General features: G+C 71.5%; 13 protein-coding genes and 1 tRNA gene. 5 read left to right on the forward strand and 9 right to left on the reverse strand.

Going from position 1 to position 20,425, the window contains the following annotated elements; genetic code table 11:
• The first annotated feature begins 61 nt into the window (after window positions 1-61).
• Window positions 62-1,408 carry a hypothetical protein gene (locus J2S43_RS33200; protein WP_306835876.1) on the forward strand — a complete coding sequence of 449 codons (1,347 nt, stop codon included), beginning with the start codon at window positions 62-64 and terminating at the stop codon, window positions 1,406-1,408.
• A 243-nt stretch (window positions 1,409-1,651) separates the two neighbouring features.
• Here J2S43_RS33200 and J2S43_RS33205 read toward each other — a convergent pair whose 3' ends face one another.
• Both J2S43_RS33205 and J2S43_RS33210 read right to left on the reverse strand, forming a co-directional pair.
• A complete protein-coding gene (locus J2S43_RS33205; RefSeq protein ID WP_306835878.1) occupies window positions 1,652-4,858 on the reverse strand; it encodes a S8 family serine peptidase in 3,207 nt (1,068 codons plus the stop codon).
• Window positions 4,859-4,908: 50 nt separating this feature from the next.
• Window positions 4,909-5,934, reverse strand: a complete 1,026-nt coding sequence (locus tag J2S43_RS33210) for a sensor histidine kinase (RefSeq protein ID WP_306835880.1) — start codon at window positions 5,932-5,934, stop codon at window positions 4,909-4,911.
• A gap of 59 nt (window positions 5,935-5,993) precedes the next feature.
• Between J2S43_RS33210 and J2S43_RS33215 the strand changes: the two genes are divergently transcribed.
• The gene (locus J2S43_RS33215) at window positions 5,994-6,464 is read left to right on the forward strand and encodes an MSMEG_6728 family protein (RefSeq protein ID WP_306839620.1); all 471 of its coding nucleotides are present in this window, start codon (window positions 5,994-5,996) and stop codon (window positions 6,462-6,464) included.
• A 54-nt stretch (window positions 6,465-6,518) separates the two neighbouring features.
• On the opposite strand, the gene J2S43_RS33220 is transcribed toward J2S43_RS33215, so the two are convergent.
• Window positions 6,519-6,592: transfer RNA gene (locus J2S43_RS33220), tRNA-Thr, on the reverse strand.
• Between the two features lie 272 nt (window positions 6,593-6,864).
• On the opposite strand from J2S43_RS33220, the gene J2S43_RS33225 reads away from it, so the two are divergent.
• Complete coding sequence (locus J2S43_RS33225) at window positions 6,865-7,950, forward strand: ABC transporter ATP-binding protein (protein ID WP_306835881.1); 1,086 nt, start codon at window positions 6,865-6,867, stop codon at window positions 7,948-7,950.
• Between the two features lie 1,041 nt (window positions 7,951-8,991).
• Here the strand turns inward: J2S43_RS33225 and J2S43_RS33230 are convergent.
• The 6 genes from J2S43_RS33230 to uxaC all read right to left on the reverse strand — a co-directional run bounded on the left by J2S43_RS33230 (window position 8,992) and on the right by uxaC (window position 17,675).
• Complete coding sequence (locus J2S43_RS33230) at window positions 8,992-10,575, reverse strand: pectate lyase family protein (RefSeq protein ID WP_306835882.1); 1,584 nt, start codon at window positions 10,573-10,575, stop codon at window positions 8,992-8,994.
• A 70-nt stretch (window positions 10,576-10,645) separates the two neighbouring features.
• Complete coding sequence (locus tag J2S43_RS33235) at window positions 10,646-11,944, reverse strand: pectate lyase family protein (protein WP_306835884.1); 1,299 nt, start codon at window positions 11,942-11,944, stop codon at window positions 10,646-10,648.
• A 182-nt stretch (window positions 11,945-12,126) separates the two neighbouring features.
• On the reverse strand, window positions 12,127-13,299 hold the full coding sequence (locus J2S43_RS33240; protein WP_306835885.1) for a Gfo/Idh/MocA family protein: 1,173 nt from the start codon (window positions 13,297-13,299) through the stop codon (window positions 12,127-12,129).
• Between the two features lie 160 nt (window positions 13,300-13,459).
• Window positions 13,460-14,953 carry a mannitol dehydrogenase family protein gene (locus J2S43_RS33245; RefSeq protein ID WP_306835886.1) on the reverse strand — a complete coding sequence of 498 codons (1,494 nt, stop codon included), beginning with the start codon at window positions 14,951-14,953 and terminating at the stop codon, window positions 13,460-13,462.
• Window positions 14,950-16,263, reverse strand: a complete 1,314-nt coding sequence (locus J2S43_RS33250) for an enolase C-terminal domain-like protein (protein ID WP_306835888.1) — start codon at window positions 16,261-16,263, stop codon at window positions 14,950-14,952. Before J2S43_RS33250 ends, J2S43_RS33245 begins: the two co-directional genes overlap by 4 nt.
• Window positions 16,260-17,675 (reverse strand): glucuronate isomerase, encoded by a 1,416-nt coding sequence (uxaC, locus tag J2S43_RS33255; RefSeq protein WP_306835889.1) that lies wholly within the window; start codon window positions 17,673-17,675, stop codon window positions 16,260-16,262. Before uxaC ends, J2S43_RS33250 begins: the two co-directional genes overlap by 4 nt.
• Before the next feature lie 269 nt (window positions 17,676-17,944).
• Between uxaC and J2S43_RS33260 the strand changes: the two genes are divergently transcribed.
• Together J2S43_RS33260 and J2S43_RS33265 are read left to right on the forward strand one after the other, a co-directional pair.
• A complete protein-coding gene (locus J2S43_RS33260) occupies window positions 17,945-19,030 on the forward strand; it encodes a LacI family DNA-binding transcriptional regulator (protein ID WP_306835891.1) in 1,086 nt (361 codons plus the stop codon).
• A gap of 21 nt (window positions 19,031-19,051) precedes the next feature.
• Window positions 19,052-20,404 (forward strand): ABC transporter substrate-binding protein, encoded by a 1,353-nt coding sequence (locus J2S43_RS33265; protein WP_306835892.1) that lies wholly within the window; start codon window positions 19,052-19,054, stop codon window positions 20,402-20,404.
• Window positions 20,405-20,425 lie beyond the last annotated feature (21 nt).

Here is a 20,425-nt window from a genome sequence, read left to right on the forward strand (position 1 = left end):
CCAACCTTTCGTCGCGCCAGATCGGCGGGAGAGCGTTCCGCCCCGAAAGGAGCACCCTTCAATGAACAAGTGGCTGTCCCGCGCCGTGGGCACCGCCGGCGTCGCCGGTGGCTTCCTCCTCCTGACCGCCGCCCAGGCCCAGGCGGCCCAGGCCGACCAGGAAGTCCTCCCGCTCTCCGGACTGCAGGACGGCGGCCTGCCACTGCTGTCCGACCTGCTCGGCAACGCCGCCTCACCGGCCGGCGGTGGCACGGACAGCCTGCTCGGCGGGCTGCTGGGGACCGGCGACACGACCGGGCGGGCCGCGATCCCGCACCCGGCCGCCCAGTTCCTGGGCGTCGACTCGGACGCGGGCCCGCGTTCCGAACTGGGCGGTGACGGCGGGCTGCTGGGCGCGCTGACCGGTCTGAACCGCCCCGCCGAGTCGCCGCGGCCGGGACTCTCCGGGCAAGGGCTGCCCGGGCTCACCATGCTGTCCGCGCTGACCGGGCAGAACACGGCGGCGGACCGGGCGGGCGAACGCCCGGTCGCGGCCCAGCCCGGCCGGCACCGCGCCAAGCCCAGCCCGACCCGGACACGTGCGTTGCCGGCCCAGAGCGCGCCCCACGCGACCGGCGCCCACCGCGCCGACGACGGGCCTCGCCATGCGGCCGCCACGGACGACAGCCCACGCGTCATCACCCCGGACGTCAGCCCACGCCGCATCAACGCCACCGATGATGGCCCGCGGCGCGGCACCGCCGACAGTCCGCGACGCGCCACCGGCCCGGATGACAGCCCGCGCCGCGCCACGGACGACAGCCCTCGCCGTATCGCGGACGACAGCCCGCGCCGCGCCACCGACAACAGCCCTCGCCGTATCGCGGACGACAGCCCGCGCCGCGCCACGGACGACAGCCCTCGCCGTATCGCGGACGACAGCCCGCGCCGCGCCACCGACAACAGCCCTCGCCGTATCGCGGACGACAGCCCGCGCCGCGCCACCGACAACAGCCCTCGCCGCGTCGCGGACGACAGCCCGCGCCGCGTCGCGACGCCCGCACCCGGCGGCAGCCGCCGCACCGTCACCGCTCCCAACACCGGCCGCCGGAGCGCACCCGATCCCGGTCGTGGGGGCGGCACGGTCGCCGGCCACCCCGCCGACACCTGGACCGCACCGCCCGCCGCGCCACTCACCGCACCGCCCACCGCATCAACCGCCTCCCCGTCCGACGACGGCGCGATCACCGTCACCCCGGGCCGGGACGACCAGGGCTTCGGCCGGGCGCCCGCGCACCTGGCCGAGTCGCCGCAGGCGGCCGCGGACCAGGCGGAGTCGCCGCGCCCGGCCCCGTCCTCAACCCGCGAGCGCCCGGCCCCTCGCGCCGGCGACCGCCCGGTGGCCGGACCGGACCCCGACTACTCCTGACCGCACCGCCCGTCGCGGGCCCGCCTCCACCACGGAGGCGGGCCCACGCGGTTTCCGGCCCACGCGGCTTCCGGCCCACGCGGCTTCCGGCCAACACGGCTTCCCGGCCAACACGGTTCCCGGTCCACGCGGCTCTCGGTCCACGCGGCTCTCGGCCGCGCGGCTCTCGGCCGCGCGGTTCCCCGACCGCGCGGTTCCCCGACCGCGCGGTTCCCCGACCGCGCGGTTCCCCGACCGCCTGTTTCAAGGGCCGAGCGTTACCGTCGCGGTGCCGATGACCGCGCCCTGGTCGGTGACGATGGACATCTCGCCGGTCAGGGACCGACCGCCGGTCGCGGCCGAGGCCACCGTCAGCGAGCCGCCGACCTTCGCCGTACCCCCGGGTTCGAGGCGCATGAAGTCGCCGGCGACCGCCAGCGCGCCCAGCCTCGGCGAGAAGTACGCGTCCCGGTAGTCGAACGACGTCTCGCCGGCCGGCACCGAGTAGCCCTGCACCACCACGCGGTACTCCCCCGGCTCCGGGTCGGTCAGCGACACCGACTCCTCCGCGTCACCGCCCGCGGACGCGGCCAGCGGCGTCTCCGACTTGCCGAGGTAGACGAACAGGTCGAGGTCGGCGGCCGCGTCGCTCGCCCCGCCGATCGACACGGTCAGCCGCGTGGCCCCGGGCGGCACGGTCAGCTCGGACTCCACCTTCCCGTCGTTCGCGATCGTCGGCCGCCTGGTCGCGACCGTGCCCAGCGGCCCGCCCCGCGCCACCGCGCGGACCGGCCCGAACCGGTTGCGCAGGTCCCAGCTCAGCTTCCTGGTCTCGCCCACCTTCACGGTGCCCGGCTTCGACTCGGCCGGTGTCACCTCGACGCCCTGCACGGCCGCGGCGATCCGGTACGGGTTGACCAGCATCGGCGACGTCCGCCGCGCCTCCACCTCGATCTCCCAGATGCCGGAGAGCGGCTTGCGGTAGTCGCGCTCGATCCCCGCGCAGGGTGACACCGGCTCGACGTTCGGATAGCACCCGGTGGTCGCGGTCGGATCCGCCGGCACGCCGTACGGGTCGATCGCCACGAACCGCGTCTGCGACCCCGCGGCCAGCCCGGACAGGTTGACCTGCAACGCCTCCGCCCCGTCCGGCACCTCCACGAAGTAGGACCGGGTGACGTTCCGCTCGATCGTCCCGCCCGCCTCGAACGCGTGCCCCGGCGCGGTGACCGCCGTCGCCGCGACCACGGTCGCGAACACCTCGAAGTCCACCACCGGCGTCGCCGGGTCGTCCACCGTCATGATCGCGCTGTGCACGCCGGCCGACGGCCGCGCCCCGGCCGTGACCGTGACCGGTTTGTTCAGCGGCAGCGTCACGGTCTTCCCGACGGAGAACGTGCCGTCGTTGCCGATCCAGCCCAGCCGGTGCGTGACCGGCTCGGCGGGGCCGCTGGTCCGGGTGAGCGTCACCGGGTACGCCCTCCACTCCCACGGCCGGTGCCCGCCCTCCCCGGCCGGGCACCGGTTGTGGATGCCGCCGCCCCGGCCCGGCAGCGGCTCGTCGCCCGCGCCGATCAGGTCGGACAGCGCGGTGCAGACCGGCGCGACCGCGGTGTACGTCCGCGTCTCCAGGTCCTGCCAGAGCAGCTTCCACGCGGCCGGCACGTCGATCAGCCCGTAGCCCTGGGCGAACGCCGGCGCACCCGCCAGGTGGGACGCGGAGGTGTAGAGCGCCCGCCGCAGCTGGGCCGGGGTGATCCCGCGGTCCTGTGCGCGCGCCGCGGAGAGCAGCAGCGTGGCCGCGCCGGTCGCCTGCGGTGACGCCATCGAGGTGCCCTGCAGCATCGCGTACCCGGTCGGCAGCGTGTATCCGGCCTGCGCCACCGGCGCGCCCGGCAGCCAGGTCGGGATGCTGGAGATCGCGGCGCCCGGCGCGACCAGGTCCGGCTTGAGCCCACCGTCCTCGCGCGGGCCGCGCGAGGAGAACGGGTGCGTCGAGTACTCGGCGGAGACGACCGAGCCGTAGTTCGCGGCCCAGGTCTCGCGGCTGATCGTGGAGCCGACCGAGATCGCGTCGCCCGCGGTGGACGGGTCGCCGACCGTGTTGAGGCCGGGCCCGTCGTTGCCGGCCGAGATGAACATCTGCACGCCGTAGTCCGTGATCAGCCGGTTGTAGAGCAGCACCCAGGCGTTGCGCCCGTCGTTCAGCGCGCTGAGCCCGCCGATCGACATGTTGATCACGTCGACGTGCCGGTTGAGCACCATGTCCACCATGCCGTCGGTGAGCGCGGCGTACGTGCACGCGCCGCCCCACGTGCAGGCCCGCCCGGACACGATCTTCGCGCCCGGCGCGGCGCCGTCGAGTGCGGCGTTGCCCAGCAGGTCGTTGCCGGCCGCGATGCCGGCCACGTGCGTGCCGTGCCCGCTCTCCAGGATGCCGATGTTCACGAAGTCGGATCGGGTGCCGGAGACGTCGACGTCCTCGCGATACTCCACGGTGAACGCCATCCGGTCGATCGCCTCGGTCTTCGGGTCGTCCGTGCCGAAGTGCCCGATGTCGTACTTCTCCCGGTAGGGGCGCAGGACCGGCTCGTCCGTGAAGCTCTTGTCCCGGTCCGCGTCGACCCGCACGTCGTGCGTCGCCGGGTCGTAGAGCACGCCGAACGCGTCCGTGGTGTCGCCGTCGCGGTTGACGTCGCCGGCCGGGTCGCTGGGCTTGGTGATCGACTCGTAGAACCAGCCGAACGCGTACGACCCGGCCGGTGCCGTGAACGACGCGCCGCCCACCCTGAAGGACGGTCCCTTCACCGGCAGGTTCATCCGCAGCCAGGTCGGGTCCTCCAGCGGGTCGGTGGCGGTGAACGCGTCGACGATCTTGCGTTCGCCGGTGGTGGTCCGCTGCAGTGCCGGGTGGTCGACGTCCACGCCGGAGTCCATGATCCCGATGGTCACGCCGCGCCCGTCGTACCCCGGATGGGCCTTGATGAACTCGACCGCGCCGGTCTCGCCCACCGGCAGGAACGGGTTGTCCGCGGGCGTGTCCCTTCCCGGCCCGGTGCGCGACACGCGCGCGGCCGCGGGCCCGCCGGACAGGCCGTCGGACGGGTCCGGTCGGCGGATGACCGAGTCCAGGTCGAGCGCCACCACGCCGTCGAGCCGGGCCGCGTCGAGCACCGCACCGGTCGGGACCTTGGCGAGTACGTACCCGAGCCGGTCGACGCTGCGGGAGACGGAGCCGCCGAGCCGGGTGAGCCGGTCCGCGACCGAGTCGGCGCCGCCCTTTCCGGTCGCGACCAGCACGGTGACGTCGGTCTTGCCACCGGCCTTCGCCTCGGCGAGCCGGCGGGCGTCGTCGGAGCCGAGCGTGGCGGCGGGTGAGGTCTTGGGCTTGCCGGACGCGGCGGCCGGGCCGGGAAACCCGGGCCCGGTCAGGCCGCCGACCAGCAGCGTAATGAGGAAATATCGCAGCACACCGGCAGGTTATAGGCCTTTATCCGCATATGTCCGATTACTGGAAACTCTTAACGCTTCCGGCCCGTACCCTTGCCGCCCTTGTCGCTTCGCCGGTTCTTGCCGCTCGACGCGGGCTTCGGCGGCTTCTCCACGGGCACGGCCAGGCGGACCTGCCAGCGGCCCTCGTCCTCGGCCGCGGACAGCTCACCGCGCACGCTCTCGGCGCGCTCCCGCATGCTGCGCACGCCGTGCCCGGCCGGCGGCTCCGGACCGCGCCGCGGCGGCACCGGGTTGCTCACGGTCGCCACCAGACGCGCGTCCACCACCTCCAGCCGCACCTCGACCGGCTGCCCCGGCGCGTGGTTGAGCGCGTTCGTCAGCGCCTCCTGCACCACGCGGTAGACGGCGAGCCCTTCGCGCCGGCCGAGCCGGACGTCCTCCGGTGCGACCAGCGTCAGCGCCATCCCGGCGGCCCGCATGATGCGCACCAGTTCCGGCAGGTCGGCCAGGCCGGGCACCGCGCGCTGCCCCGGATCGATGTCGTGCCGGAGGACGCTGAGCATGCCGCCGAGTTCCGCGAGCGTGCGCCGCCCGGTCCCGGCGATCGTGTCGAACGCGCGCTCCGCCGCCTGCGGCCGGCTCTCCACCGCGGCCGGGCCGCCCTCGGCCAACACCACCATCACGCCGATCGCGTTGCTGACCAGGTCGTGCATCTCCGGGCCGATCAGCGCACGCTCGTCCGCCGCCTCGCGGGCCGCATCCGCCTCGGCCCGGTCCGCCTCCGCACGCTCCCGGCCGGCCTCCGCGCGCTCCTGCGCGGCCTCGGCCAGCGCACGGGCCTCCTCGGCCTCGCGCCGGCGCTGCTCGGCGGCCAGCTGCTGGCGGCGGAGATCCGTGGTGACCTGCCGGAACTCCCGCGCGGCATGACGGCCCTCGGCCGCGCGCGGCGCCAGCCACGCGACCGCGGTGCCGAGCGCCACGATCAGCACGCCCTGCCACCAGCCGGAGCGCGCGATCGACAGCACGAGCGTGAGCAGGAGCGCCACCGCGACCGGTAACCACCGCGCGACCATCATCCCCACCTTCTCCGGCAAGCGCCCATTCTTACCGGTCGGGGGAATGGTCGCTCAGTCAGTGGGTACTCCAGGCGATGATGCAGACATTCCTGCCATATCCCAATTTCTTGGAGAGCGCCCGTGTGCTCGACGCGAAGCGCCTGGGCAAACAGCGCGCGGAGACGCTGCAGGTGCTGCGCGGCTTGAACCGCCCCGGCTACGGCTGGCGCAACCACCCGGCCGTGAAGATGTGGCACGGCTTCGAGGAGGCGCTGGTCCGCTACGGGCTGGACGTGTGCGTGGCCTGGCAGGAGCGCGGCCATGCGGACACGGTCGCGGTCACGCTGGTCGCGGACTACGCGGCCGGGCGCGGCCAGTCACCGGCCGACGTGACGATCCGGACGCAGGCGCAACTGGAGCGGGTCTGCGCGGTGCCGCCGTGGCTCGGCGACGAGGCCTTCCACCTCAGCCACCGGTCCGCGCTGCTGCAGAAGGACCCGGACCACTACGGCCCGATCTTCGGCGACATCCCGGCGGACCTGCCCTATGTCTGGCCGGCCAAGGTCTGACCCCCCTGCGACACGGGAAGGGCGGGCCGCGGACGGGATCGCGAGGTGGGGAGGAGCCCCCGGTCGGATTCGAACCGACGACCGCCCGCTTACAAGGCGGGTGCTCTGGCCATCTGAGCTACGGAGGCGCACGTGATGCCCCGCCAGCATAGCCACTTCTCGCAACGGCGCTGACCCTTACCCGCTCGCCGTACCATTTGTCTGGTTATGCCGTTGGAGAATGCCGGGCAGGCCCTTGGCAGGGGTCGCAAACGCGTTTACCGTGGCGTCACACGGGTGACATTCGCCGCGCTGTCAGGCACGACGGAGATCACCTCTGGGGTCGGTGGAAGCATCGACCCGCTCCTCTTCACTCGGATCGTCCGGCACGTTCCTGCCGGTGAAAGGAAGCAGCCACACCATGGCTACGGTCACCTACGCGAAGGCGTCCCGCGTCTACCCCGGGCAAGAGCGCCCCGCGGTCAACGAGCTCCAGCTGGACATCGCCGACGGCGAGTTCCTGGTCCTCGTCGGCCCGTCGGGTTGCGGCAAGTCCACCTCGCTGCGCATGCTCGCCGGCCTGGAGGACGTCGACGGCGGTCAGATCCTGATCGACGGCCGCGACGTCACGCACCTCCCGCCGAAGGCTCGCGACATCGCGATGGTCTTCCAGAACTACGCGCTCTACCCGCACATGTCGGTGTACGAGAACATGGCCTTCGCGCTCAAGCTGCGCAAGACCTCCAAGGCGGAGATCGACCGCCGCGTGAAGGAGGCCGCCGGCCTGCTCCAGCTGGAGGAATACCTCTCCCGCAAGCCGAAGGCGCTATCCGGTGGTCAGCGCCAGCGCGTCGCCATGGGCCGTGCCATCGTGCGTGAGCCGCAGGTCTTCCTCATGGACGAGCCGCTGTCGAACCTCGACGCCAAGCTCCGCGTCCAGACCCGTTCGCAGATCGCGAGCCTGCAGGCCAAGCTCGGCATCACCACGGTCTACGTCACGCACGACCAGGTCGAGGCCATGACCATGGGCCACCGGGTCGCGGTCATGCTGGACGGCAACCTGCAGCAGGTCGACACCCCGCGCGCGCTCTACGACAGCCCGCGGAACGTGTTCGTCGCCGGCTTCATGGGCTCCCCCGCCATGAACATCAAGACCGTGTCGCTGGTCGACGGCGGCGCCGACTTCGCCGGCATTATCCTCCCGATCACCCGGGAGAACATCGAGTCCGCGCGCACCGGTGGCGACAAGGTCACCGTCGGCTTCCGCCCGGAGGACACCGACATCGTCGGCGCCAGCGAGGGTGGCCTGCCGATCGTGGTCGAGCTGGTCGAGGACCTCGGCTCCGACGCCAACGTCTACGGCCACGCCGAGGTCGGCGGCGCCTCCGAGCGCTTCGTCGTCCGCACCGACCGCCGCCACATGCCCAACATGGGCGAGACGGTCTACGTCAAGCCGCGTGCCGACAAGATCCACCTCTTCAACGCCAAGACCACCGAGCGCATCTGATCCCGGACGGCGTAGAGGGCGGCTCCCGTTCGGGGGCCGCCCTTTCGGCTTTCCGAACCCGTCAGGACCGCAAAGCCGCACAACCTGATCTACCCGCTTCCGGCGTGGCTGAGTTTCCAGTGCTCCCGCGGGCACCGGTCCAATGCCACTCAGCCTATTTTGATCTTGAAGGATCCGCGGTACGGCCGCACTCCCGCGACCAGCGGGAATGCTCTCAGCCCGATCCGGGTTCCGTGGCCCCCGCTCGCTGTCGGTACGCGAATCGCACGCGGTCTCCGGGCGCCGGAACACCGCAAGCGGGCAGGGTCGGCCCCCTTCCGGCGGGGACCCGGCGCCTCGTGCCCGAAATCTCCCGATGAAGCGGGCACGCGTCCTGCTGGCAGGGCCGGGAGATCTCGACGGCCTCGGGCCCGGCGCCTGAGTGATCAATCAGGTGAGCGAAAAAGCGATCAACTTCGATTTTCGATCTACCTTTTGCTCACCTGATTGATCACTCAGGCGGCGGCGGTGCCGTCTCGCGAGTGTGTGGTCCGCGCCGGTGGGTGAGATGTAGCGATATTTCGGGCGAGCGGCGCCCGATTGCCGCGAGCGGGCCGGGTCAGCTCGCGCTCCCCGGCCCGAAAAGGGCGACAGAGTCAGTCCGAGGGGTGTGGGCGACAGAGCAGGGCCGGCGGACGTCAGCGGGGTGCTTTCGGCAAGCGCAGGCAGGAATCCGTGGTCAACTCAAGCGAGGATCACCAGCGGCACCACCGCGAGCGCGGAGAACGTGGCGGCCAGCTGAGTGACATCGGGCACCGGCCTCGTCGCCGGCGCTCCTCCCTGCATGATCCATGGCCGCGAGAACAAGGCGCGCCGGACGTATCGGGGCGAGCGGGGTGGGGGCGATGGTGTGGCGGCACCGCCCCCACCCGAACTCCATCAACATCTCGGCGTGAGTCGATATGTTGAGGCTTGCGATCCCCGGCGGTGTCTGCCCACCACCGGGGATCGGTGCCCGCGGGCGGTTCTGCCGGCCGCCCGCGGCCACGTCGTACCCGTGAATCAGAAGTTGATCTTTCCGGTGCCGGAACCCGACATGACCGCGGCCTTCACGCCGTTCGGGTCAGCGACCGTGTAGCTGTAGTAGGTGCTCGGTTCCTGCACGGTGCCGCTGCAGTCCGGTGCGCCGGACTCGCCCACGAAGACGTTGTTGCGGGCCACGCAGCGACCGGCCGGCCCGGCGTAGCTGTTGCTCACCGGCTCCTCGACGTCCTCGAAGTAGTTGCCCTCGACCACGCAGCCCGCGTTCGCCTGGCAGGCCACGCCGACGTCGGTGTTGTAGACGAAGTAGTTGTTGAACACGTGCACCGGCTCGCCGAAGCGGACGCGCGGGTTGCGCTGCGGGGTCCGGTCGAACCAGTTGTTGTGGTAGGTCACCTTCAGGTAGCCGGTGTCCTGCGCGCCGTTGCTGTCGTCGTGCCCGAGCAGCATGTTCTTCGTGTGGTCGTGCGTGTGGTTCCAGGAGATCGTGACGTAGGACGAGCCGCGCTTGACGTCGATCAGCCCGTCGTACCCGTCGGACAGGTCGTTGTGGTCGATCCACACGTGGTGCGAGAACATCTGCACGTTGATCGCGTCGTCCGGCGTACCGGTGAAGTTGAGGTTCCGGATGATCACGTTGTGCACCGCGTCCGCCGGTGGCGACGTCACGGAGCTGACCGGCAGGCCGATGTTGAGCCCGCCGCCGGTCAGGCCGGAGGCCGCACCCACGCCCACGATGGTCTTGTCGCTGGTCACGTCGTGCATCGGGCCGGGCAGCGTGAGCACGCCACTGACCCGGATGTTCAGCGGTCCGGGCGTCGCGATCGCGGTGAGGAACTCGGCCGCGGTGTCCGCCGTGACCGTGGGTCCGCCGGCGCCGCCGGTGGTGCCGTTCTGGCCGAGCGCGTTCACCGACGCGAAGCCGATCGGCGGCGCGCCCGGGTCGATCGGCGGCTCGGTCGGCGGGAGCGTCGGGCTCGCGGTGCCGGTGGGCTCCACGACCGCGCCGGTGGAGACCGCGAAGTCGTCGAAGCTGGCCGCCGCGTACGACGTGGCCAGCCCGGCCCGGCCGGAGGCGAACGTGCTGTCCGTGGCCGTGACGACCACCGCGCCGTTCAGGTATCCGCGCAGCGTGCTGCCGGTGACCTCGAGCGTCAGCGTGTACCAGGTGCCGGTGGTGACGGCCGCGGCCGCGCCGCCGAGCGAGACGGGCGCGCCACCGGTGCGCTTGAACAGCTCGACCCGGCCCGCGTTGGAGAGCGCGAGCCCGTAGTAGGCGCTGCCGCTCTGCACGCGCGCGGTGACGCCGGCCGTGCGCCCGCTGCCGTTGAAGCCGGTCGGCTTGACCCGGGCCCGGACGGAGTAGTCGGTCCAGGACGCGGTGCCGGTGTACGTGCGGGCGTCCGCGCTGGTGCCGGTCTGGCGGTAGACGAGCGAGCCGTCGGAGACGACGGACCAGGAGCCGCCGGACTTGGACCAGCCGTTGGAGTCGCCGTCCTCGAAGGTGTCGGTGAGCAGCGCGGCCGCGCTGGCGGACGGTGCGGCGTAGACGAGGGCGACCGCGGCGACCGCGGCCAGGGCGATCGTGTGGGCGACACGTCGCATGGTGGGTTCCTTTCGGGTCGTGCCCGGCCGCCCCGTGGAGCCGTGGCGGGGCGGCCGGGTCAGGTGGGCGCTAGATCCTCCCGGCGCCGGCGAACGTGCCGACGACGCGCGGGACATCCGTGGTGGCGTGCACCGGACCGGCCCGCAGTACGGGGGTCCAGCCGGCGTCGCCGCTCAGGTCGGGGTCGTGGGTGGCGTTGTAGGCGTCGAGCGCGCTGATCGCGACCTCGGCGCGGTTGCCGGTGCGGACGACGGTGCCGCGCTCGGTGATCGCGGTGCCGCCCCAGTCGTGGATGAGCGCGTCCGGCCGCAGGTCGTCGTAGAGCCGGAAGTAGTTGTTCTCCGCGTAGATCGCGGACTGCACACCGACGCCCCACGCGTAGTCGAACGTCTCGCCGGAGCTGCGGTAGTAGTTGTTGTAGATGTCCACCTGACCGAACCGCACCCGCGGCAGACGCTGAACGCTGCCGTCGAAGAGGTTGTGGTGAATGGTCACCTTGAGCCGGCCGACGTCCGGGCCGACCGTGTTCGACGAGCCGATCAGCATCGTCTTGTCGTGGTTGGTGAACACGTTCCAGGACGCCGTCACATACGACGCGGTGTGCGTGATGTCCAGCGCGCCGTCGTGCACCTGGTACGGCCGTCCGAAGTGGATCGGCTGGTCCGTGTCGGGGTTGTCGCCGTCGGAGAACGTGACGTGGTCGACCCACACGTTCTCACTGCGCCGCACGGAGATCAGGTCGTAGTTCGAGTTCCAGTTGCCCAGCGCGCCGTCGGTCGGCGACCAGGCCGGGAAGCAGTCCCGCGCGTCCTCGATCGCGAGGTTGCGGATGATCGTGTTGCTGGCGCCGTCGACCATCAGCGTCAGGCCGGTCAGCGTGGCACCGGGCCGGCCGACGATCGTGGTGTTCGGGCTGAAATTGATCTGGGTCTGCGCGGTCTGCCGGGTCACCGACCGGGCACGCGCCGCCTCCAGCTCCCCGGTGGGATTCACGTAACCCCAGGTGGCCGGGTCGTAGGCGGCCAGGTAGGCGTCCAGCGAGTACGCCGGGTCGGCCAGGTCGGCGCAGTCGAGCAGCGTGCCGTCCGCGGCCTCGAAGCCGTCGATCCGCCCGTCGACGTAGATGATTTTCGGGGCGGCGTTCGCCCTTCCGCCGATCGCGGCCACCAACTCGGCCCGCGTGCGGACCGTGAACACGTGCGCGTCGTCGGCCGCGCTGCCACCGGTGGTTCCCGGCCCGGCGGCGGCCCAGCCGTCGTTCGCGGGCAGCGCCTGCCGCCCGAGGTCCGATTCCGCCGCCTGCGCCGACGAGGGCAGGGTGACCAGCAACAATCCGGCGATCGCCGCCGCGGTGATGCGTTTTGTCATTGATCTCTCCACGTGAGCGCCACACGAATGCGTTTACGAACGCGAAACAACTAGGCTCAACGTAGATATTTACAAGGATGAGAGTCAATGACATGAATATGCAGGTTAGTTGCACATAAAAGCGGCATGGACCATCGGCCGGCGAACAATCGCCGGATTGTGGACCGCTCTGTCCTCTTTGGTTACCGGGCCGCTTTGCCTCCCATTTGCAGGTCCCGGGCCGGCAGTCCGTCGATCGTGGTGCGCCACGGTGCCCGCGCCCAGCCGGTCCCCACCTCGGAGAGCAGCCCTGGCCGGTCCGCCGCGGCGCGCAGGGCCGCGTTCACGCCCCGGATCACGTGCACCCGGTCCGGCGGCGTGCCCACGGAGTCGACCAGCGCCGCATCGATCGGGTCCGGCGCCGGTGCCGCCTGCACCGCCTCCAGCACCGCGGTGAACGGCGCGGTCCGGGCCAGCGGCGCGATCAGGTGCGCCGGGTCGTCGAGCAGGTTCTCCAGAAGATCACGACGCCCGGGTACGTGCCGGGGCTCGTCGTCGCCGGGCAGCAGCAGCCGGTCGGTCGGGTATTCGAGCACGGCCCGGCCGTGCGTGCCGTGCACGACGATCTCGCCACGGATGAAGTCCTCGCCGCAGAGCGTCACGGCCATCAGCACCGGCGGCCCGTCCGCGAACGACACCCGCAGGCTCGCGGTGTCGTCCACCTCGATCGGCCGGGTGCGGTACCGCTCCAGCTCCAGCCCCACCGGCGTCGGATCGGGCGCCAGCGCCAGCGCCTGCATCAGCGCGTGTGCCAGCGGGTTCGCGATCGCGCCGTCCAGCGACGGCCGTCCGTTCACGGTGCGTCGGCCGGCCCACGGGGTCCGCGCGTAGTACGCGTCCGGGCGCTGCCAGGACGCGACCGCGGCGATGCCGGTGACCTCGCCGAGCCGGCCGTCCGCGATCGCGGCGCGCAGCTCGGCCAGCGCGGCCGAGCCGAGCGCCTGGAAGCCGATCTGCAGTGCCCGGCCGGTGCGCACGGTCACCGCGGCCAGCGCGCGATGCTCGGCCAGCGACATCACCGGCGGCTTCTCCAGCAGCACGTCCGCGCCGGCCTCCAGCGCGTCCGTGGCGATCGCCAGGTGCGTGTGCGGCGGCGTGCAGATCACCACCGCGTCCGGCCGCACCTCGCGCAGCATCTCCGCGTGGTCGGCGAAGATCCGGGTGGCGGGGTCGATCGGCGCGTCCTCCGCCGGTGCGGGCGGGCGCGGGTCGGCGAACGCGACCACCTCGACCCGGCCTGCCGCGGCCAGCCGGGCGAGGTTCCGGCGGTGCGACAGCCCGTGCCCGCTCGCCCCGATCAGCGCCACGCTTTTCATGCCGGCCTCCTCGCCGCGCCACCGTCCCGCCGAGCCGATGATTCCCCCACGGTCTCGCTCATACCGGAATCCGGGCGACGCGACGGCTTCCCGGCGGCCGGTGCCGAGCCGGCCCGGTGCGGTCCCGTGCGGTTCCGGGCCGGAACGAGCCGCGGGCGGCTCACGTCCCGGCCGCCTCGACCGTGGCGGCCGCGCCGTGCCGGGTCAGCTCGGTGAGCCAGGACGTGATCGACGCGCGCACCTCGTCGTCCGCGACCAGCGCGGCCGGGAACACCGAGTCGATGTGCAGCAGCGCGTCCACCACCGCGGCCGGCTCGGACGACGTGTCCGCGAGCGCGGTCCGGATCCGGTCGGCCAGCGGGTCGTTCAGTGGCAGCGCCGTCCCGTCGTCCGCCGTGCCCTGCACGAACCGCATCCACGCGGCCACCGCAAGCGTCGCCCACCGCGCGTCCCCCTTCGCGGCACGCAGGTCCAGGATCGTGTGCAGGAGCCGTTGCGGCAGCTTCTGCGTGCCGTCCATCGCCACCTGGTGCGTCCGGTACAGGATCACCGGGTTCGCGAAGCGGGCCAGCACGTCGTCGCCGTACCCGACGACCGAGACGCCCTCCGGCGGCCGGAAGCTCTCCGCGATGTCCTCCGCGATGAGTCTCCGCAGCGTGCCCTCCATGCCCGGCAGCGCCAGCGCGTCCGCGATGGTCTCCTTGCCGGCGAGCGCGCCGAGGTAGGCGAGCGCGGAGTGGACGCCGTTCAGCGTGCGCAGTTTCAACCGTTCCCACTGCCCGGCGTCGTCCGTCATGATCGCGCCGGCCTGCTCCCAGGCCGGCCGGCCGCCCGGGAACCGATCCTCGATGACCCACTGGGTGTACGGCTCGGCCGCGATCGCCGCCTGGTCCTCCACCCCGAGCGCGCGCGCCGCGGTGGCCAGCGTCTCCGGCGTGGCGGCCGGCACGATCCGGTCCACCATCGAGTTCGGGAACGTCACGTTGTGGTGGATCCAGTCGGCCGGCGCGCCGGTGAAGCCGCCGAACGCCAGTCCGGCGCCGATCAGCCCGTGCGTGCGGCGCCCGTTCGACGGCAGGTTGTCGCAGCTGAGCAGGGTGAGCGGGCCCGCGTCCGCGGCCGCGCGCGCCAGCAGCCCGCGGATGAGCAGGCCGGGCACGGTCTGCGGCGGCCGGTCCGTGTTCAGGTCCGCGGCGACCGCCTCGTCCGCCAGCAGCTCGCCGGTGACCGGATCCAGCTGGTACGCCTTCTCCGTCACGGTCAGCGTCACCACCCGGATCCGCGGGTCGGCCAGCAGCGCCACGATCGCGGCCGGGTCACTGGCCGCGTGCCGCACCTCGGACAACGAGCCGATCACCCGGGTACGGGACGTGTGCGCGCCCAGTGTGGTCACGCTGAACAGGTTGTCCTGCGCCCGCATCCGGTCGAACACGCCGGTGCTGCGCGGTGCCACGCCGATGATGCCCCAGTCGCCGCCGCCCGCCGAGATCGCCTCCTCGGTGAAGACGGCCTGGTGCGCCCGGTGGAACGCGCCGAGCCCGAGGTGCACGATGCCGCTGCCGATCTCGTCCGGCCGCACCAGCGGCCGGCTCTCGATCGGCAGCGATGAGATCGCACCGAGGCCGAGCCGCTTGACGCCCACCGCGCTGGTCATGCGTCCACCCCGTCCGCGAGCCGGGCGCTCCAGATCGGCCCGTCCGGGAAGCTGTAGTCCGCGACCGACTCCGGCTTCATCTCCGCGCTGTACCCGGGCTGCTCCGGTAGGACGTATTTACCGGAAACGGTGCGTACCGGGTCGATGAAGTGCTCGTGCAGGTGGTCGACGTACTCCACCATCCGGCCGTCCAGGGAAGCGCTGACCCGCAGGTAGTCGAAGAGCGCCAGATGCTGCACGTACTCGCAGAGGCCGACGCCACCGGCGTGCGGGCAGATCGGCACGCCGAACTTCGCGGCCATCACGATCTCGGAGAGCACCTCGTTGACGCCGCCGACCCGGCACGCGTCGATCTGCATCACGCCGATCGCCTCGGCCTGCAGCAGCTGCTTGAAGATCACCCGGTTCGCCGCGACCTCCCCGGTCGCGACCCTGATGGGGGCCACCGCGCGCTGGATGCGGGCGTGCCCGAGGATGTCGTCCGCGTGCGTCGGCTCCTCGATCCAGTACGGGTCGAACTCGGCCAGCCGCGCCATGTTCGCGATCGCCTCGTCGACGTCCCAGACCTGGTTCGCGTCCATCATCAGCCGCGTCTCGGAGCCGACCTCCTCACGGATGATCCGGGCCCGGCGCACGTCGTCCTCGATCGGGCCGCCGACCTTCATCTTCACCGCGCGCCAGCCCTCCTCGAAGGCGGCCCGGCTGAGCGCGCGCACCTTCTCGTCCGGATAGCCGAGCCACCCGACCGACGTGGTGTACGACGGGAAGCCGTCCCGGGCGATCTCCGCGAGCCGCTCGTCCAGCCCGGTGCGGCCCTTGTCCAGGATCGCGGCCGCCTCGTCCGGCGTGATCGCGTCCGTGATGTGGTGGAAGTCGATCGACGCGACCAGTTCCTCGGTCGGCATCTCGGCCAGCAGGCGCCACAGCGGCTTGCCCTCGACCTTGGCCCGCAGGTCCCACACCGCGTTGACCAGCGCGCCGGTCGCCATGTGGATGACGCCCTTCTCCGGCCCGAGCCAGCGCAGCTGCGCGTCCGCGGACAGCGACCGCCAGAACGTCACCGGCTCCGCGAAGATCTCCGCCAGCGTCTTGCCGGCGACGTGCCGGGACAGTGCCTTGACCGCGGCGACGGTGATCTCGTTGCCCCGGCCGTTGGTGAACGTGAAGCCGGCACCGACGTGCGGCGTGTCCGTGCGCAGCTCGACGTAGGTCGCCGAGTAGTCGCCCCGGTTGATCGCGTCGGAACCGTCCGCCGAGTCCGACGTCGGGAACCGCACGTCGTGCACCTCGACCGCGAGGATGGTGGTCACAGCTTCTCTCCGATTTTGAAGATCTTCTTGGGCAGCCGGTACGCCAGGTCGACGATCGTCTCGGCCGCCTCGTCGAGCGGCAGCCGGTGCTCGGCGACCAGACGGGCCAGGAATCCGGCGTCGATCCGGCGGGCCACCTCGTGCCGCACCGGGATCGAGCAGAACGCGCGGGTGTCGTCGATGAACCCGGCCGTGTTGTAGAAGCCCGCCGTCTCGGTGACCGCCTCGCGGAACCGGCGCATCACCTCGGGCGAGTCCAGGAACCACCAGGGCGCGCCGAGGAACAGCGCGGCATAGCCACCGGCCAGCGGCGCCAGCTCCCGGGTGAACGTGTCCTCGTCCAGCGTGAACAGCACCAGCCGCAGGCGCGGGTCGTTGCCGTGCGCGTCCAGCAGTGGCTTCAGCCCGTGCACGAACTCGACCGCGTGCGGGATGTCGCCGCCCACGTCGCGCCCGTGCCGGTCGTAGAGCCACCGGTTGTGGTTCCGGAACGCACCGGGGTGCAGCTGCATCACCAGGCCGTCCTCGATGGACATCCGGGCCATCTCGACCAGCATGTGCGCGCGGAACGCCTCCGCGTCCTCGGCCGTCGCGGTGCCGGACAGCCCGCGCGTGTAGAGCGCCTCGGCCTCGGCCGGCGTGAGCAGCAGCGTGCGCGCGGTCAGGTGCCCGTGGTCGGTGCTGGTCGCACCGGCCGCGATGAAGTCCTGCCGCCGCTGGCGCAGTGCCTGGAGATAGCCGAGGTAGGTCCCGGTGTCCTCGCCGGTGATCTCGCCGAGCCGGACGACGTTGCCCGCCCAGTCCTCGAACTCCATGTCGACCACGTTGTCCGGCCGGAACGTGGTGATCACCCGGCCGCCGGGCCCGCCCCAGCCCTCGTCGGCGAGCTTCGCGTGCCGGGACAGGGCGTCCAGCGGCGACTCCGTGGTGGCCAGCACCTCAATATTGAATCTTTCGAACAGCGCGCGCGGGCGGAACTCCGGCGTGGCCAGCCGGGCGGAGATCTCGTCGTAGATCGCGTCCGCGGTGTCCGTGCTCAGCCGGTCCGTCACGCCGAACACGGTCTCGAACGTCCGCTCCAGCCAGAGCCGGGACGGCGTACCGCGGAACAGGTGCCACTGTGCGGCGAACCGTCGCCAGATGGTCCGGCCGTCCGTAGCCGATTGCGTGCCGTCGCGCGCCGGGACGCCCAGTTCCGCCGGCGGGATGCCCTGGCTGAGCAGCATCCGGGTGACGTAGTGGTCGGGCACGATGATCAGCCGGGCCGGGTCCGGGAACGGCGCGTCGTCCGCGATCAGGCCAGGATCCACGTGCCCGTGTGGCGAGATGATCGGCTGTTCGGCCGCCAGGGCGTAGAGCTCGCGGGCGATGCCGCGCTGCGTGGGCTCGGCGGGCAGAAGGAGGTCGGACACGAGGCTCCTAAGAGGGTGATCTACGGCGCTACATCGCTTCCCATAACTGCAAAGGTTTGCAGCGAAGAAACCATGAGGGGTCGCTGTCCGTCAACGGTCGAACACAAAGAAGGCGTATTTGCCCCATTTTGCCCTAGGAAATGATCGACATGGGAGCGCTTCCGAAATAGTTCCGCAACAAACGTCCATTGACACAGGCACAACCGTTTGCATTAATTGGCCATCCACGTGACGACGGCCACAGCATCGATGACCACGAAGGGGTTCGCGTGCCAGCCACGATCCGAGACGTTGCCCGGGCCTCGGGGGTGCACATCTCCACCGTCTCGCGCACCTTCTCGGCACCGCACCTGGTCAATCCGGACACCCGCAGTCGCGTGCTCGCGTGCGCCGAGACCCTGGGTTACCGGCCCAACCGCGCGGCCCGGGCGCTGATCACCGGCCGCACGCACAACATGGGCCTGATCGTGCCGGACATCTCGAACCCGTTCTTCCCCCTGCTGATCAAGGCGGCCGAGACCCAGGCCCGCCAGCGGGATTACCACATCTTCGTGACGGACACGAACGAGGATCCCGCCGTCGAGGAAGAGCTGGTCCACGCGCTCGCCAAGCAGGTGGACGGCATCCTGCTGTGCAGCCCGCGGATGAGCAACAGCCTGATCGAGCAGCTCTCCCGCGAGGTGCCGCTGGTCGTGGTCAACCGGCAGGTGACCGGCCTGCCATCGGTGGTGATGGACGTCGGCCAGGGCGCCCGGCTCGCGATCGAGCACCTGGTCTCGCTCGGCCATCGCGACCTGGCGCTGCTCTCCGGCCCACGCGGCTCGTGGACCAGCCGGGAGATCCGCCGGGCCGCCACCGCGGCGGCCCGCACCGGCGGCGCCGAGCTGACCGTGCTCGGGCCCAACCCGCCCACCGAGCGCGGCGGCCAGGCAATGGCGGAGCAGGTCCGCCGCGCCGAGGTGACCGCCGTGCTCGCCTACAACGACCTGATGGCGATCGGCCTCATGGAAGGGCTCGACTCGCTCGGCATCGCGGTCCCGGCCGAGGTGAGCGTGGTCGGCATCGACGACATCACGCTCAGCCGGCTGACCCGGCCCAAATTGACGACGGTGGCCAACCCCACGGCGGCTGCCGGACGGGCGGCCGTCGACATGCTCCTGCAACAGGACGGTTCCTGGCCGGGTCGCGTCGGACGCGGCGCCACCGGGACCGTTCCCGTCGACGACCGCCGCACCACCGCACAGGTAACGCTGCAGACCCAGTTGGTCATACGCGACTCAACGGGCCCGGGCCCGCATGGCACTGCGAGCCCGGGCGGCGCGGTCGCGCCGTTCCCGGAAGTTGTCGCCTCCTAAGCCCAAGGAGTGAGCGCAGAAATGCACCCCGCCACACATCCGGAGAGCGCGCGGCCCGCGCGCACTCACCGTACCCTCAAATTTGGTCGTGTCCTTCGCGGCCTCGCCGCGACCGCGGTCGCACTTCCGCTGATCTTCGGTGCCGCCGCGTGCGGTGACAGCAACGACGACGCGGGCACCGACCCGAACGAGAAGGTCGAGCTCAGCGTCTTCTGGTGGGGCGACGACTCGCGCGCCGAGACCACCAAGAAGGTGCTCGACGCCTACACCGCCGCCCACCCGAACGTCACGTTCGTGACCACGTTCCAGGGCAACCAGGGTTACCTGGACAAGCTCTCCACGCAGGCGGCCGGCGGGAACGCGCCGGACATCTTCCAGCTCGACGACAACATGCTGTCCGAGCTGGCCGAGCGCAAGGTCACGCTGGACCTCACGCCGTACGTGGAGGACAAGAAGCTCGACCTGTCCAAGTTCCCGGAGAGCCTCGCGAAGTACGGCGTGGTCGACGGCGAGCAGGCCGGCGTCGCGCTCGCGGAGAACACGCCCGGCCTGATCTACAACAGGACCAAGCTCAAGGAGTTCGGCGTCGCCGAGCCGGCCACCGGCATGACCTGGGAGGCGTTCATCGCCTGGGCCAACGAGGTGAGCACCAAGTCCGGCAAGAAGCTGCCCGGCACGATGGACCCGAGCGCGGACTACAAGGCGCTCTGGGTCTGGCTGCGCCAGCAGGGCAAGGAGTTCTACAACGGCAAGGAGCTGGGCTTCACGGCCGAGGACCTGACCCGCTGGTTCGAGCTGTGGAAGGGCGCGCGCGACTCCGGCGCCACCCCGACCGCGGACGTGATCCACGAGGGCAACAGCTCGGACGCCAGCAAGCAGCTCGTCGTCACCGGCAAGGCCGCCACCAGCTGGGTCTGGTCGAACCAGCTGGCCGCGCTCTCCAAGAACACCAAGAACGAGCTGGGCCTGATGGCGTACCCGGGCGACCCGAAGGGCCAGTGGGCGCGCGCCTCGATGTACTGGTCCGGCTCGTCCAAGACGAAGCACCCGGACGTGGTCGCCGACGTGATCAACTTCTTCGTCAACGACGCCACCGCCGCGAAGACGCTCGGCATCGAGCGCGGCATCACGCCGAACCTGGATCTCCGCAAGGAGGTCGAGGCCACGCTGACCGACGCGAACCAGAAGGCCTCGCTCGCGTTCGAAACCGAGATCACGCCGAAGTTCGGCGCCGCACCGACACCGCCGCCGAAGGGACACGCCGCGGTCCGCACGCTGCTCGTCTCCATCGCGGAGAGCGTCCAGTACGGCAAGGCCACCCCCGCCCAGGCCGCACAGGACTTCCTCACCCAGGCCGCGAGCAAGCTCGCCTGACGCACCGCTTGCGCACGTGGA

Origin of the sequence: Catenuloplanes nepalensis, assembly GCF_030811575.1 — a bacterium.
Classification (GTDB): Bacteria; Actinomycetota; Actinomycetes; order Mycobacteriales; family Micromonosporaceae; genus Catenuloplanes; species Catenuloplanes nepalensis.

Coding starts and splice junctions, on each gene's coding strand:
- J2S43_RS33200 (WP_306835876.1), top strand. CDS start 62: ATGAACAAGTGGCTGTCCCGCGCCGTGGGCACCGCCGGCGTCGCCGGT.
- J2S43_RS33215 (WP_306839620.1), top strand. CDS start 5,994: ATGCAGACATTCCTGCCATATCCCAATTTCTTGGAGAGCGCCCGTGTG.
- J2S43_RS33225 (WP_306835881.1), top strand. CDS start 6,865: ATGGCTACGGTCACCTACGCGAAGGCGTCCCGCGTCTACCCCGGGCAA.
- J2S43_RS33230 (WP_306835882.1), bottom strand. CDS start 10,575: ATGCGACGTGTCGCCCACACGATCGCCCTGGCCGCGGTCGCCGCGGTC.
- J2S43_RS33235 (WP_306835884.1), bottom strand. CDS start 11,944: ATGACAAAACGCATCACCGCGGCGGCGATCGCCGGATTGTTGCTGGTC.
- J2S43_RS33240 (WP_306835885.1), bottom strand. CDS start 13,299: ATGAAAAGCGTGGCGCTGATCGGGGCGAGCGGGCACGGGCTGTCGCAC.
- J2S43_RS33245 (WP_306835886.1), bottom strand. CDS start 14,953: ATGACCAGCGCGGTGGGCGTCAAGCGGCTCGGCCTCGGTGCGATCTCA.
- J2S43_RS33265 (WP_306835892.1), top strand. CDS start 19,052: ATGCACCCCGCCACACATCCGGAGAGCGCGCGGCCCGCGCGCACTCAC.